This is a genomic window from Amaricoccus sp. W119 (assembly GCF_047275745.1).
Lineage (GTDB): Bacteria > Pseudomonadota > Alphaproteobacteria > Rhodobacterales > Rhodobacteraceae > Amaricoccus.
Map to the genome: position 1 here is coordinate 1 of NZ_JBKQWU010000073.1, position 14,231 is coordinate 14,231.

Genomic DNA, 14,231 nt, shown 5'->3' on the forward strand with positions numbered 1-14,231 from the left:
CCTCAGCTTCGCGACAATCTCCTCGGGCTTGTGCTTTCTGCGCGGCATTCCTGGCATCCTCCAAAGGCTCAAAAGCCTACCTCAGGGAGGACCACTTTTCAGGGGGCAGACCACATCTTCAGCGGCCTGCCGGCGGGCAACTACCGCGTGAAGTTCACCGCCCCCGACGGCACCGAATTCACCACCCGCTCCACCGTGGGCGCGGAGGCCGTGAACAACGATTCCGACCCGAACGCGGAGACCGGTATCACCGGGGTCATCAAGCTCGATGAGAGCGAGCGCCAGAAGAATGTCGACGCGGGCCTCGTCGAGACCGACGGCGGTGACGCTTCGATCGGCGACACCGTCTGGTACGACACGAACGGCGACGGCTTGCTGAGCGACGGCGAAACCGGCGCGGCTGGCGTGACTGTCGAATTGCTCGACAGCGACGGGGACGTGGTCGCGACCACGACGACCAACGCCGCGGGCGGGTATGTGTTCGAAGACCTCGACGCGGGCGACTACGGCGTGCGCTTCATCGCCCCCGACGGCTATGAGTTCACCACGGCGAGCCCGGATGCGGCGGATGCCGAGAACAATGATTCCGACGCGGACACGACGACGGGCGAGACCGGGACGATCACGCTCGGGATCGGCGAGACGACGCGCAACGTCGACGCGGGGCTGGTCGCGACGGACGGCGGCACGGCGTCGCTCGGCGGCACGGTCTGGTCCGACACCAGCGGCGAGGGCACGCGCGACGGCGCCGAGACCGGCGTGGCGGGCGTGACGGTCGAGCTGCTCGACGCCGGCGGGGCGGTTCTGGCGACGACGACGACCGACGCGGCGGGCGATTACGCGTTCGAGAACCTGAGCGCGGGCGACTATTCGGTGCGCTTCACCGCGCCGGACGGCACCCAGTTCACCACGCCGAGCGGGGTGGGCGCGGCCGATGCCGACGACGACTCCGACGCGGACACGACGACGGGCGAGACCGGGACGATCACGCTCGGGATCGGCGAGACGACGCGCAACGTCGACGCGGGGCTGGTCGCGACGGACGGCGGCACGGCGTCGCTCGGCGGCACGGTCTGGTCCGACACCAGCGGCGAGGGCACGCGCGACGGCGCCGAGACCGGCGTGGCGGGCGTGACGGTCGAGCTGCTCGACGCCGGCGGCGCGATCCTGGCGACGACGACGACCGACGCGGCGGGCGACTACGCCTTCGAGAACCTGAGCGCGGGCGACTATTCGGTGCGCTTCACCGCGCCCGACGGCACCCAGTTCACGACGCCGAGCATGGTGGGCGCGGCCGACGCCGACGACGACTCCGACGCGGACACGACGACGGGCGAGACCGGGACGATCACGCTCGGGATCGGCGAGACGACGCGCAACGTCGACGCCGGGCTGGTCGCGACGGACAGCGGCACGGCGTCCATCGGTGACACCGTCTGGTTTGACACCGACGGCGACGGCACGCGCGACGGCGACGAAGTCGGGGCGGTGGGCGTGACGGTCGACCTGCTCGGCGCGGGCGGGGCGGTGGTCGGCACGGTCGTGACCGATGCCGCCGGGACGTATCTGTTCGACAGCCTGACCGCGGGCGATTACCGGGTGCGCTTCACCGCGCCGGATGGTACCGCGTTCACCACGTCGAGCGGGTCGGGGCCGGTCGTGGCCGATAACGACTCCGACGCCGACGAGCTGTCCGGCGAGACTGGCACCATCTCCCTCTCCGCCGGCGAGGCGCAGACCAACGTCGACGCGGGGCTCGTCCTGCTCGACCAGGGCACCGCCTCGATCGGCGACACCGTCTGGCTGGATGACAACGGCACCGGCACCTTCGATCCGGGCGAATCCGGCATGTCGGGGATCACTGTCGATCTGCTCGACAGCGCGGGGAATGTGCTTGCCACGACCCAGACCGACAGCAACGGCCGGTACCTGTTCGAGGACCTGACCGCGGGCGACTACCGCGTGCGTTTCGACATCTCGGCCTGGGCGGGCGTCTATACCTTCACCTCGCCGCATGGCGGCGCGCCGGACGCGAACAACAACGACAGCGACGCCGATTACTCGGGAGAGACCAGCCTCTTCACCCTTTCGGCCGGGGAAGCGGAACTCGACATCGACGCGGGGCTGCAGTGGCTGCCGTGGGACTCGCCGCCGTGGGCGGAGCCCGACGCGGGCGAGATCTGCACCGACATGGTCGGGACCATCGACGTTCTGGTGAACGACACCGATGCCGAAGGCCCTGTCTCGGTCGTGTCGGTCGACGGACAGGCGATCAGCGAGGGGCAGACCATCACCGCCTCCGACGGTGTGCTGATCACGCTGAACGGTGGCGTGCTGAGCTTCGATCCCACGAATTCCGACTACGCGGACCTGCTGGTCGGTGAGCACGAGGAGGCCATCTACAGCTACACGATCCAGGACACCGTGGGGAACATGGCCTCCTCCACCGTCACGGTCGAGTATTGCGGCGCGCGCAACACGCTCGAGACCATCGGGGCCAGCCTGCCGGAAAGCGGTGCCATCGTGGCCACGCGGGACATGACAAGCGATGGTGATTTCTACAACGCCACGGTCTCCGAGACCGGCGATGCGCGTTTCGACGGTCTGGAGTTCGAAGCGGTCTATTGCCTGGAGGCGCCGGATCCGATCAACTTCGACGTCCGGGTCCCCGTCACCCTGCATCTGGCCGAGCAGGGTTCCGTTCCCGCCGGCTCCGTCGCCAATCCCCAGAATCTGGACATGGTCAACTGGATCCTGAACCAGGATTTCGACTCCATGGACAATGGTGACGGGACCGGAGAAACCTATACCGAGCGGGAGATCCAGGGCGCGATCTGGGGGCTGACCGACAATATCGTGTTCGTCAACGAAACGGTGAATGACGGAACGACCGCCAACGCGCAGGAGATCTACGACCTGGCGCTGGCCAATGGCCAGGGTTTCACGCCGGGCGAGGGGGATATCGTCGGCATCGCCGCCGTCCCGACCGCCGAGGCGGAAGCCGTGGGGAACGAACAGACCACCATCATCGGCATCCGGTACGAGAACCTCGAGCAGGACTGCGACTGCCTCATTCTCGCCTGACGCGCCCCGGCTCGGGGTCCCGAACAGCCACGCCGAGCCCTCGCACTCCGAGGGCTCGGCCTTTCGCTCTCCGTCGCCGCGCATCACGCTCGCCGAGGGGGAGCGGCTGGCGGCGGGTCGCCTTCGCTCCGGGTTTCATCCGCGCGACGCGGCGATCCGCTCGACCGTCATGCCGGGGAGCGCGGGTGCGCTGCCTCCGAGTGCGAGGGCCGTCGAGAGCGCGTCCGCTTCCGCCGCCGTGGCCGCGGTGACCGTGACGCGGGAGAACGGGGCAGGGGTGGCGCCGGTGCGCGGGTCGATGAGATGGGTAAAGCGGCCGGGCGCGTCGAAGGCGAAACCCGCTGGCGCGGAGGTGGCGACGGCGCGGTCCGTCAGTTCGAGCATCGCGGGGCTTCCGGCCACGCCGACCTCCCAGGGACCACCGAGGCCCCGGATTTCGCCCATGTCGACGAGGGTGGAGGTGACACCCGCCGCGCGCAGCCGATCGACGACGCGGTCGGTGATCCAGCCCTGGGCGATGCCGTTCAGGGTGAGCGCCATGCCCGGCCGCCCGAAGGCGACGCGGGCCGCGCCGACGCGGACGGCGTCCAGTCCGACGAGACCCCGGGCGGCGGCGATCGTCGCGACGGGCGGGCCTTCCGGGCCGCCGCCCGACTGGAAGTGCCGGGCGTAAAGGTGCCAGAGCGGCTGCACCGTGGGATCGAAGGCGCCGGCGGTCAGCGCGTGGAAGGTCTGGCAGTCGCGGAGGATCGCGACGAGTTCGGGCGGCGGAACGGCCAGCGCGCCGACGCGGTTGAGCTCGGAAAGGGCCGAGTCGGCGCGGTAGAGGCTGAGGATGCCTTCGAGCCGGTCGAGCTCGGCGACGCAGGCCGCGACCAGGCGCTCGGCGGCCGGGCGATCGTCGTGGTGAAGGACCAGGGTCGCCGGGGCGCCGAGCGCGCGGCCGTGCCAGGTGACGACCTCGGCGGTGGCGCGCGTGGCGCGCAGCACGAGCGGGAGGCCGGCGGCCGCGGCGACGAGGCCGAGGGCGCGGCGGCGGGTGAGGCGCTCAGCCGCCATGATGCGCCTCCGCCGCCGGGGGCGTCGCCGCCTCGCCGAGGACATAGCCGGGCGGGATGGCGTCGAAGCCGACCACCTCCCCGCCATGTTCGGCCGCGAAGGCGTCGGCGTCCGCCCGCTCCGCGAACGGCACCGCTTCGGCGCCGCCCATGCCGCCCTCGGCATCGCTGTGGAGGACGAACGAGGCGGCGCGCGCATCCGTCCAGTTGTCGGCGCCCGGCTCCGCCCAGGACGGCGCCGCGCCCATGTCGGAGACATAGATCGCGGCGATGTCCTTCGGCTCCTCGGGGAGCAGGGTGAAGACGATGGCATCGCGCGCCGAGGAGAACCAGACGGGCTCGTCGGAGCCTTCGAGCAATATCTGGCCCTTCGGCCCCTGATGCTCGGTCAGCATCATTCCGCAGTAGCGGCCGATCGCGGCGTCGGTGAGGGTATGCGCGGCGGGCCTGGTTGCCTCTTCCTCGCAGGCGGCGAGGGCGAGGGTGGCGAGTAGGGCGAGTGCGAAGCGTTTCATGGGGCTACGGCTCCCGGCGAGCGAAGACGAAGGTGGCGAGCGCGAGCGGCGCCGCGGTCCAGGCCAGCAGCACCGCCACGAGAACCGGGGGCGTCAGCGCGGTATGGCCGGCGAGCGCGCCGATGCCGGTGAGATCGCCGGCGCCCGCCATGCCGATCGTGAGCAGACGGTAGGCGTCGGTCGGGTTGAGGGCGAGCAGCGCGTCGATCAGGAGCGGTGGCAGCCGATGGCCGCCACTGGCGACGAGGAGGCCGAGGAAGGCCATGTCGTAAAGCAGCACGAACAGCAGCCACAGCCCGATGGCGACGCCACCGGCGGTCGAACGCTGCCGGACCAGCGTGCTCGCGAGCAGCCCGAGCGCGAGGAAGACCGCGCCGAGCAGGATCGAGGCGCCGACCATCGCGGCGAAGGCGCGCCAGGCGTCGGCCGCGAGGTTCCAACCGACGGCGAGCGCCGCGGCGCCGTAGCCGAGAACGGTGGCGAAGGCGAGAATGGCGAGCTGGCCCGTGAACTTGCCGAGGATCACCGACCCGCGGCTGACCGGATAGGCGAGGAGCAGCGGGAGGGTGCCGCGCTCCGCCTCGCCGGCGATGGCGTCGTGCGAGAGCAGGAGGGCGATCAGCGGGACGAGGAAGATCGTGAGGCTCGCGAGGCTGACCGTGACCACGTCGAGCCGGTTCGCGCCCACGGTCCCGGTCGGCGCGCTGCCGAGAAGGGCGAGCGTCAGCGCCAGCCCGGCGAGAAGCAGCGTGGTCGCGAGCACCCAGCGGTCGCGCAGGCCCGCGCGGACTTCCTGCGCGGCGAGGATGAGCATCACCGGCATCGGCCTCCCTCGGAACGGGGCATCTCGGATCGTGTCGGGCAGCGCGGTCATCGGGCGGTCTCGAAGGTCAGGAAATGGGCGTAGAGATCGTCGAGCGTCGGTTCGATGACGGTGAGATCGTCGATGGCTTCGGGGTCGCCGAGCAGGCGGGCGAGAAGCGGCAGCTTCTCCGAAGGCGCGACCGCGGTCTCGAGCATGCCATCCGGGAGGCGCCGCCAGCCCGCCGCGGGGAGGAGTCCCTTCGGCCGGACGCGGACCCGGACCGGCAGGCTGGCGCGGCGGCGGAGGTCGTCGAGGCGGCCGTCGGCGATCTTGATGCCCCGGTTGACGATGACGACGCGGTCGGCGCGGGTCTCGAGCTCGGTCAGGGCGTGCGAGGCGAGCAGGACGGTGGCGCCCCCGGCCGCGCGCTCGGCGACGATCTCGTAGAACTCGCGCCGGAGTGCCGGGTCGAGCCCGCTGGTCGGCTCGTCGAGGATCAGGACGCGCGGATGACCGAGAAGCGCCTGCGCGAGTCCGAGGCGCTGGCGCATCCCCTTGGAATAGGTGCCCACGAACCGGTCGGCGGCGCCTTCGAGCCCGACGGCGGCCAGCGCGCGGTCAAGCTCGGCGAGCGGCGCGCGCCGCAGCCGGGCATAGAAGGCCAGCGTCTCGCGCCCCGTCAGCGCGAGGTGGAAGGAGACGTTCTCGGGCAGGTAGCCGACCCGGGCGCGCACCGAGACATCGCCGGAGGCCGGATCGACGCCGAGCAGACGCACGATCCCGGAGCTCGGGCGGGCGAGACCCAGCATCATCCGGATCTGGGTGGTCTTGCCGGCGCCGTTATGTCCGACGAGCGCGACCACCTCGCCGGCGTTCAATGCGAGATCGAGGTCGCGGACCGCGGTGATCGGGCCGTAGCGCTTGGTGACGCGCTGAAGGATGACGGTCCCTGACATGGGTTCGGTCACGATCTCGCTGGAGGGGGCGGTCATTGGTCTGGTCATGGGCTGGCATCCGGGGGCGCCATCAGCGGCGCCGAATCGAGGACGCCGCCGGGCAGCGTCGCGGGGAAGCGGGATTGCGCCCAGCGGATCACCTGGACGGCGGGGCTGGTCACGAGCAGACGCGCCTGCGGCGTGGTCCAGATCACCTGGTCCATGATGTCGTTCGGGCGATAGGCGGCGTCGGAGATGCCGTCGCCGTCGAGGTCGAAGGCCGGGTTGTCGGACCAGAAGTTGCCGCGCCCGGCGTCGGACCAGTCGAGGTTTCGGGTCCCGACGTATTTGACCTGTTCGCGGTTGCCGATGAAGGCGTTGCCCGAGACGGCGTTGCCCTCGGCCCCGGCGGTGAAGTGGATGCCGATCCCGCAGCCCTCGAAGCGGTTGCCGCGGATGGCATTGCGGTTGGCGTTGTAGACGAAGAGGCATTTCTCGGGCCCGATCCGGTCGCCCGCCGGACCCGGGTCTTCCGTCGGGCCCATGCTGTCATCGGCGCCCTGTTCGCCGGTCAGCCAGCGCGCGGCTGGCAGCAGGCGCCCGGTGACGCGGTTGCCGGTGATCTCGGACCGGTTCGCGGAATTGAGCAGGAGGCCATGGTCGCGGTCGCCCTCCGAGATATTGCCGGTGATCCGCAGCCGGTCTGAGAACATGATCGCATAGCCGACCGTGTTGTCGGTCGAGACATTGCCTTCGATGACGCTGTCATTGGTGTACATGTAGTGGATGGCGAACCGGGTCCGCTCCATCCGGTTGTTCCGGAAGACATCCCGCTTCGACGTGTTCGAGAAGATGCCGTCGCGGCCGAGGCGGATCGAATTGCCCTCGACGAGCGCGCCGGGGGCGTTCCAGACCGAGACGCCATTGCCGGCCTCGGCCTGTCTGCCGCCGCGGCCGGTAATGTCGTTGCCGCGCACCGTCGCATCCGGGGCGCCCTGGATACGGACGCCGTGCAGGTTGCCGACGAGCGTGTTGTCCTCGACGATCGCGCCGCGCGCGCCCTTCAGCAGATTGACGCCCGCGTCCATCGCCGTCCGGTCCGAGCCGGAACCCCGGATGGTCAGGCCGCGGATCGCGACATCCGGCGCGGTCACGGTGACGACGCTGCCCGCGCCGCCGCCGTCGAGGATGGCGCCGGGGGCGCCCGTGAGCGTCAGCGGGCGGTCGAGGGTGACGGGACCGGCGTGCTCGCCGGCCTCGAGGATCAGCTCATCCCCCGGCGCCGCCGATGCCACCGCCCGGGCGAGGTCGTCGCCGGGCGCGAGGCCGCGCGTCCCGGCGACGACCGCGCCGGGCAGCAGAAGCGCCGCGAGGAGGAGGAGGCGGGTCATGCGCTGGCGGGCTCCACCAGCATCCGGCCCTTCATCTCCATATGCATCGCATGGCAGAACCAGGAGCAGTAGTACCAGTAGACCCCGGGCTTGTCGGCCTTGAACGTGACCGAGGCCGTGGCCTGTGGCGCCACCTCGAAATTGACACCGTAGTTCACGATCGCGAAGCCATGGGTCAGATCCTCCACCTCGTCGATATTGGTGACGACGACCGTCACCTCGTCGCCCTGCTTCACGGTGAAGCTGTCGAGGCTGAAGGCCGGCGCCGCGGAGGTCATGTAGACCCGGACCTTGTCGCCGTCGCGGATCACGTCGCCCGCGAGCATGAGGTCGATGCCGTCGGCCTCCGCCATCCTGACCGTCTCGGCGAAGAACGGGTCGGCGCGGTCCCAGATCGAGACTGGGTTGATCTTCGAGGCATGGACGATCGTCGCGTCATGCGGCTCGGCGAAGGTCGGGTTGTCGTGCACGATGCGCATCTCGTCGCCCGAGATGTCGATGAGCTGATCGCATTCGGGCTTGAGGGGGCCTACGTTGAGGAACCGGTCCTTCGAGAACTTGTTCAGCGAAAGCAGCCACTTGCCATCGGCCTCCTTCGTCTGGCCCATCGAGGAGTGGTTGTGACCGGGCTGGTAGTGGACGTCGAGCTTTTGCCGGATCGGATCGACCTCTTCGCCCGCGAAGGCGCGGCGGGCGTCGTCGATGCTCCATTTGCAGACCTGGCTGTCGATGAAGAGCGTCGTATAGGCGTTGCCGCGGCCGTCGAAGGCGGTGTGCAGCGGCCCGAGCCCCAGTTCCGGCTCGGCGACGACGGTGTCGCGCGGCTGGATCTTGTCCTCGAAGAGATCGTCGAAGAGGCGCACGTCGAAGACGGTGACGGTGGGTGAGAGCTTGCCGTTGACGACGACGTGGTTGCCGTCGGGGGCGGTGTTGATCCCGTGCGGGCCGTTCGCGACCGGAACGTAGCGGGTGAAGGGCGAGCCGTGGCGTCCGTCGAGCACCGGAACGCCGTTGCGGATCTCCGCCTCGCCGGCGGCGACCGCGGCCTCGATGCGGGCGATGTTGAAGATGACGATCCAGTCCTCGTCGTTCGCCATCATGTCGGCGAGGGTGAGGCCGTTCTCGGAGTTGTAGCAGGTCGAGAAACAGTACTTGCCCTGATAGTCGGCATCGACATTGTCGAGGTTGCCGTCCACCTCGATCTGCCAGGCGACTTCCATGGTATCGCCGTCGATCGCTGAGAAGATCGCGACGTACTGGCTCCCGTCGTCGAGGATCTTGCCGTCGTTCGGCTGCGGCACGGCGTCCTCGCCATTGGCGAAGACATAGCCGGTGCGCGGGAACTTCTGCACCCTGAGCCCGTGGATCGCCTGCGCGTTTGGCACTTCGATGATCCTGTCGCAGCGCATGACATCGAGCCGCACCCGGCAGACGCGGCTGTTGGCCTTGTCGTTGGCGAAGATGTAGCGCCCGTCATAGGTGCCGTCGGTCTGCGACGGGTGCGGGTGGTGCAGGTCGCCGTTGAGGTAGACGCCGCCGCGGGTGGCGAGGAACTCGCGCGTCTCGGGGGTCAGGCCCTCGGTCAGCACGCGGCGGCTCTCGTTGGTCTGGCCCCAGCCGGTCGCGCTTTCGCGGTTGAAGACCGGGATGCGGATGAGCTCGCGCATAGACGGCATCCCGTGGATGCGCAGCTCGCCGGAATGGCCGCCCGAGGTGAAGACGTAATATTCGTCGAGCTCCCCCGGTGCGACCTCTGGCGAACCCGCCGTCTCCTGTGCGTGGGCGGGGGCGCCGATCAGACCGCCGAGGCCGATGCCGCCAACACCGAGGCCGCCGAGGGCGGGGACGCTGGCCGCGAGCGCGGAGGTGCCGAGCATCTGGCGCCGGTTGAGAGGAAGCTTGTCGTCGGTCGACATCATGCGACTCCTTCAGGTGTGTGCGTGAGCGGGCTTGGGGCGCGGTCCGGGTGGAATCGCGCCCTTCTGAAGCGATGGGGCGCCGCTGGCCGCGATCTTGTCGCGGCGGGCCTTGACGACCATCATGTGCGGGCAGCGGGTCTCGGAGTGGTAGAGCTCCTGGCAGTGCATGCAGTAGATGCACTCGTTGACATTGATCTGGCCCTCGGGGTGGATCGCCTGGACCGGGCACTCCTTGGCGCAGCGATGGCAGGGCGAGCCGCATTCGGGCCAGCGTTTCAGCCATTCGAACATCCTGAGCCGGCCGGGGATCGCCAGCGCCGCGCCGAGCGGGCAGACGTAGCGGCAGAAGAACCGCTCGATGAAGAGGCCCGGCAGGAGCCAGAGCAGCGCGATGGCGATGAAGACGAACTCGCGGTTGAACTTCAGGATGATCGCGGTCTTGAACGGCTCGATCTCGGCCAGCACCTCGGCGCGGGCGAGCGAGTAGAGCGACAGCCCGAAGAGGCCGAGGAAGATCATGTACTTGATCGGCCAGAGCCGTTCGTGCAGCGACCACGGCACCTCGATCTGCGGGACGCGGAGCTTCTTCGCGGCGAGGCTCGCGAATTCCTGCAGCGCGCCGAACGGGCAGAGCCAGCCGCAGAACGGGCCGCGGCCCCAGAAGAGCAGGCCGGCGGCGACGGCGGCCCAGAGGATGAAGACCAGCGGCGCCGAGAGGAAGAACTCCCACGAGAACCCCGCCACCAGCGCGTTGAAGAAGGTGAGGACGTTGACGACCGAGAGCTGCGTATTGGCGAACCAGCCGAGCCAGAGCAGGGTGAAGGCGAGATAGCCGTAGCGAATGCCCTTGAGCAGCCGGGGCCGGCGGGCGATCGCGTTCTGGAAGAAGAAGATCGCCGTCAGGACCAGGATGGCGGCGACCGTCACGCCGATCGCGACGCGGTTCATCTGCCAGATCGAGATCCAGAGCGGCGGTTCCTGATCGGGCTCCGCCCCCGCCGTCCCGACCCCCACCGCCGCGACCGGAGCCGGCGCCGGCGCTGGCGGCGGGGGGGCGGGCAGCAGGTAGCTTTCCGGGAGTTGATAGCCGAGGTCGAAGGGCAGCGTCGCCTTGTCGCGGCCCGTGGCCTCGCGCTGGACGAGCAGCCGCAGATCGAACGGCGCCGCGGGATCGAAGACGAAATCCTCGGGCACGACGAAGAGCCCGACCTCTTTCAGCCGAGGCGCCCCGGCCGCGGCGATACCGTTCAGCCGGGTATGGTTCCGGTCGCGGAAGCGGATGCCCTGACCGTCCTGGATCAGTTCCACGCGGTCGAAGATCCCGCCGCGCACATAGGCCGAGCCCTTGAAGGAATAGGCGCCGTCGCCCGCGATCATGAGCGCCGCCTGACCCGGCTCGAGCTTCGCTGCCAGCCGCTCGTAGGCGGTGTCGCCCAGCAGACTGCGGCCGATCGTGGGGACGGAGACCGGCGCGACATGGAGCGAGATGAAGGCGTCCTCCGGATCGGCGGATTCCGCGCGGCCCGCCGCGGCCGGCTGCCCCGCGTCGGCGAAGGCCTGCGAGACCTCGCCGACGCTCAGGACCAGGCTTCGCACCGAACCGTCGCCGAGGAGGGCCTGCCAGTCGCGGATCTCGCTTTGCGTCGCGTCGATCTCGCGCCGGGCCTCGGTCGGTATCGCGCCGGCGGTGGCGGTGGCGGTCGTGCCCGACAACCGGCCGCTCCGGATCAGGCGAACCGCTGAACGCACGATACTGTCGCCCATGACCAGCACGGTCACGGTCGCGCCGGAGACGATCTCGACCTGCGGCGGCTTGCCGCCCGCGGCCGCGGCGGCGAGATCGGCGCCGATCAGGCCGTTCAGCGCGGCCATGATATCCGCCTCGGGGATGCCGATCAGGACGATGGGCTCGTGATGCTCCACGAGCTCGAAGCCCTGCACGATGCCGGCGTCGTCGATCCCGACGACGATGCGGATCGGCTTGCCCGAATAGCCGACCGAAGTGGTGAAATCGCTGNGAGCTCGAAGCCCTGCACGATGCCGGCGTCGTCGATCCCGACGACGATGCGGATCGGCTTGCCCGAATAGCCGACCGAAGTGGTGAAATCGCTGTTGAGATAGACCCAGCCGACGCGTTCGCCATCCGCGTCGAGCGCCGGAACGATCGGCGGATCGCCCACGGCCGGGCCGAAGGCGGCGGCGCCGGGCACGAGTTCGGACGGCGCGAGACCTGCGAGATGATCTCCCAGCGTTTCGGCCGAAGCCTGCGATGCCAGTGCCAACGCGAACAGAACGAACAGTCCCAGCGAGGCTATGCGTTGCTTCACCCTCTTCACGGACGACGCTCCGACCATGCCATTCGGCCCTACGTTGCCCCCCCGACCCCCGCGCCGTCTTTGTGGTTTCGCAAACACCGCCGACACCCGTCCGGGGCCGCCACGCACAAGTTTGCACTCGCGCAACGTCGCCGCGAACGACGGCGCCTAGATGCCTCGCCGCGGGCCGGCGTCGACGCCTCGGCGCGGACGATCGGACGGCCCGCGAGCAAGAAGGAGATCAAGATGAAGCTTTTCGGAACCGCGATCGCGCTCGTCGCCCTCGCGACCGGGGCGGGCATCGCCTCGGCGGCCGAGTTCGAGATCAAGATGCTGAACAAGGGCGAAGGCGGGGTGATGGTCTTCGAGCCGGACTTCGTTCAGGCGGCGCCCGGCGACATCGTGCATTTCGTGGTGGTCGACAAGGGCCACGACGTCGAGAGCGTCAAGGGGATGCTCCCGGAGGGGGTCGAACCGTTCAAGGCCAAGATGAACGAGAACTTCGACCTGACGGTAACGAGCGAGGGCGTCTACGGCGTGAAATGCACGCCGCATTATGCGATGGGGATGATCGCGCTCATCGTGGCGGGCGACCCGTCGTCAAATCTAGAGGCGGCGAAGGCTGCCAAGAACCCGAAGAAGGCGCAGGAACGCTTCGACGCGGCCTTCGCCAAGGTGAGCCAGTAGGGGCCCGGGCGACTCGCCGGTGAGCGAGGATCTCGCTCTTCGGCGGGAAGCGCGGTCATGCCGCGCGGTCGGCGCCCCGGGTCGCCGAAGCGCGGGGCGGGGCTGTCCGGCGTCGGGGTCAGGCCGCGCGTGGCCGGCTCATGAAGTGGCGGCGGGTCCGGGGCGCGTCATGACCCGTCGCGCTGATAGGCGCGCATCCACCCCAGGCCCGCGTCGGTGTCGCCGCGCGGACGGTACTCGCAGCCGATCCAGCCGGGGTAGCCGAGCCGGTCGATCGTCGAGATGACGTGGGAATAGTCGATCTCGCCTTCGTCCGGCTCGGCCCGGCTCGGGACCGCCGCGATCTGGATATGCCCGATGCGCGGCAGGTAGTCTTCGAGCTTCCGCGTCACGTCTCCCTCGCTGATCGCGACATGGTAGACGTCGAACATGATCCTGAGATTCGGCGCGCCGACCCGCGCCGCCAGCTGCCCGGCCTCGGCGAGCGTCGAATGGAAATACCCCGGCTTGTCACGCTGGTTGATCGGTTCGAGCAGGAGCACGCGGTCGGTGGCGCGGGCCGCGTGGTCGAGGTTGCGACGAAAGGTGTCCTCGCAAGCCCGCCGGTCCAGGCCAACGGTGACGCCCGCCATGACGTGAATGGCGCTGGCGCCGGCCTCTTCCGCGTAGCGCAGCGCCATGTCGAACCCGTCGCGAAACTCCGCTTCCCGGGCCGGGACGGCGGCCAGGCCGAAATCGCCGTCCCGCCCGCCGACCGGCGTGTTGATCCCCAGGAGTTCGAGCCCGTGCGCCTCGCAACGCCGCCGGGTCTCGGCCGGATCGATCGCGTAGGGCCAATGAAGCTCGATGGCGCGGAAGCCCGCCGCCGCCGCGGCGTCGATCCGCGCGAGCAGATCCCGGTCGGGCCAGAGGAAGCCCAGATTCGCGGAGAAACGTGCCATCGGCTATCCGTCCCTGAAGGTTGCGTTCAGATCCGCGACGGCCGCCTCGTCGAGCAGGCGGACGTCGAGACCCCGGGTAAGCAGGATCAGCCTGGCGGCCTCCTCGATCTCCTCGATGGCGAAGACCGCCGAATCCAGATCCTTGTCCGCCGCGACCGGCCCGTGGTTGGCGATCAGCACCGCGCCGCTTCTCCCGGCGACCCGGGCGACGACCTTGCCGGCCTCGGGCGAACCGGGTCTGCGATAGGGTACCACGGGAACCGCGCCGGCGCGCATCACCACGTAAGGCGTGATCGGCGGGATGGCGTTCTCCGGCGCCGTGTCGCGCAGGCACGAAAGCGCGGTCGCATGGGAGGAATGCAGATGCACGACCGCGCCCCGGTCCGCCCGCGCGCGGTAGAAGGCGAGGTGCAGCGGCAGTTCCTTGGTCGGCGCGTCGCCGCCCAGATGATCCCCGGCGAGCGAGTGGAGTGCGTCCCCACGGGTGGACCATGTGATCCGCTGAATTTCCCCACGTCGGGCCTTCGGATATGGAGGTCCTATGACAAGACGACACCGCAGACATAGCGTCGCCCTGAAAC

Annotated in this window: 11 protein-coding genes; 2 read left to right on the forward strand and 9 right to left on the reverse strand. The window is 69.6% G+C overall.

Annotation, left to right across the window (positions count from 1 at the left end; translation table 11 throughout):
• Positions 1-30 precede the first annotated feature (30 nt).
• Entirely contained in the window at positions 31-3,084 is a 3,054-nt protein-coding gene (locus tag ACLJK8_RS19960) for an SdrD B-like domain-containing protein (RefSeq protein ID WP_413152130.1), read from the forward strand.
• Between the two features lie 135 nt (positions 3,085-3,219).
• On the opposite strand, the gene ACLJK8_RS19965 is transcribed toward ACLJK8_RS19960, so the two are convergent.
• From ACLJK8_RS19965 to ACLJK8_RS19995, 7 genes are read right to left on the reverse strand one after another with little or no spacing between them, the layout of a single operon-like run.
• Positions 3,220-4,143: an FAD:protein FMN transferase gene (locus ACLJK8_RS19965; RefSeq protein ID WP_413152115.1), complete on the reverse strand. Its 924-nt coding sequence runs from the start codon at positions 4,141-4,143 to the stop codon at positions 3,220-3,222.
• Positions 4,133-4,657, reverse strand: a complete 525-nt coding sequence (locus tag ACLJK8_RS19970; RefSeq protein ID WP_413152116.1) for a nitrous oxide reductase accessory protein NosL — start codon at positions 4,655-4,657, stop codon at positions 4,133-4,135. The genes ACLJK8_RS19965 and ACLJK8_RS19970 overlap by 11 nt, the downstream gene beginning before the upstream one ends.
• 4 nt (positions 4,658-4,661) lie before the next feature.
• Positions 4,662-5,531 (reverse strand): ABC transporter permease subunit, encoded by an 870-nt coding sequence (locus tag ACLJK8_RS19975; RefSeq protein WP_413152117.1) that lies wholly within the window; start codon positions 5,529-5,531, stop codon positions 4,662-4,664.
• Positions 5,528-6,466, reverse strand: a complete 939-nt coding sequence (locus ACLJK8_RS19980) for an ABC transporter ATP-binding protein (protein WP_413152119.1) — start codon at positions 6,464-6,466, stop codon at positions 5,528-5,530. The genes ACLJK8_RS19975 and ACLJK8_RS19980 overlap by 4 nt, the downstream gene beginning before the upstream one ends.
• Complete coding sequence (locus ACLJK8_RS19985) at positions 6,463-7,788, reverse strand: nitrous oxide reductase family maturation protein NosD (RefSeq protein ID WP_413152121.1); 1,326 nt, start codon at positions 7,786-7,788, stop codon at positions 6,463-6,465. The genes ACLJK8_RS19980 and ACLJK8_RS19985 overlap by 4 nt, the downstream gene beginning before the upstream one ends.
• Positions 7,785-9,707 (reverse strand): TAT-dependent nitrous-oxide reductase, encoded by a 1,923-nt coding sequence (gene nosZ / locus ACLJK8_RS19990; RefSeq protein WP_413152122.1) that lies wholly within the window; start codon positions 9,705-9,707, stop codon positions 7,785-7,787. The genes ACLJK8_RS19985 and nosZ overlap by 4 nt, the downstream gene beginning before the upstream one ends.
• A gap of 9 nt (positions 9,708-9,716) precedes the next feature.
• Positions 9,717-11,648 carry a 4Fe-4S binding protein gene (locus tag ACLJK8_RS19995; RefSeq protein ID WP_413152124.1) on the reverse strand — a complete coding sequence of 644 codons (1,932 nt, stop codon included), beginning with the start codon at positions 11,646-11,648 and terminating at the stop codon, positions 9,717-9,719.
• 620 nt (positions 11,649-12,268) lie between these two features.
• On the opposite strand from ACLJK8_RS19995, the gene ACLJK8_RS20000 reads away from it, so the two are divergent.
• On the forward strand, positions 12,269-12,709 hold the full coding sequence (locus ACLJK8_RS20000) for a pseudoazurin (protein ID WP_413152126.1): 441 nt from the start codon (positions 12,269-12,271) through the stop codon (positions 12,707-12,709).
• Between the two features lie 167 nt (positions 12,710-12,876).
• Here the strand turns inward: ACLJK8_RS20000 and ACLJK8_RS20005 are convergent, their stop codons facing one another.
• Positions 12,877-13,650 carry a hydroxypyruvate isomerase family protein gene (locus ACLJK8_RS20005; RefSeq protein ID WP_413152128.1) on the reverse strand — a complete coding sequence of 258 codons (774 nt, stop codon included), beginning with the start codon at positions 13,648-13,650 and terminating at the stop codon, positions 12,877-12,879.
• 3 nt (positions 13,651-13,653) lie between these two features.
• Positions 13,654-14,231: class II aldolase/adducin family protein (locus tag ACLJK8_RS20010; RefSeq protein ID WP_413152129.1), on the reverse strand; the 578-nt coding region annotated here is incomplete at its 5' end.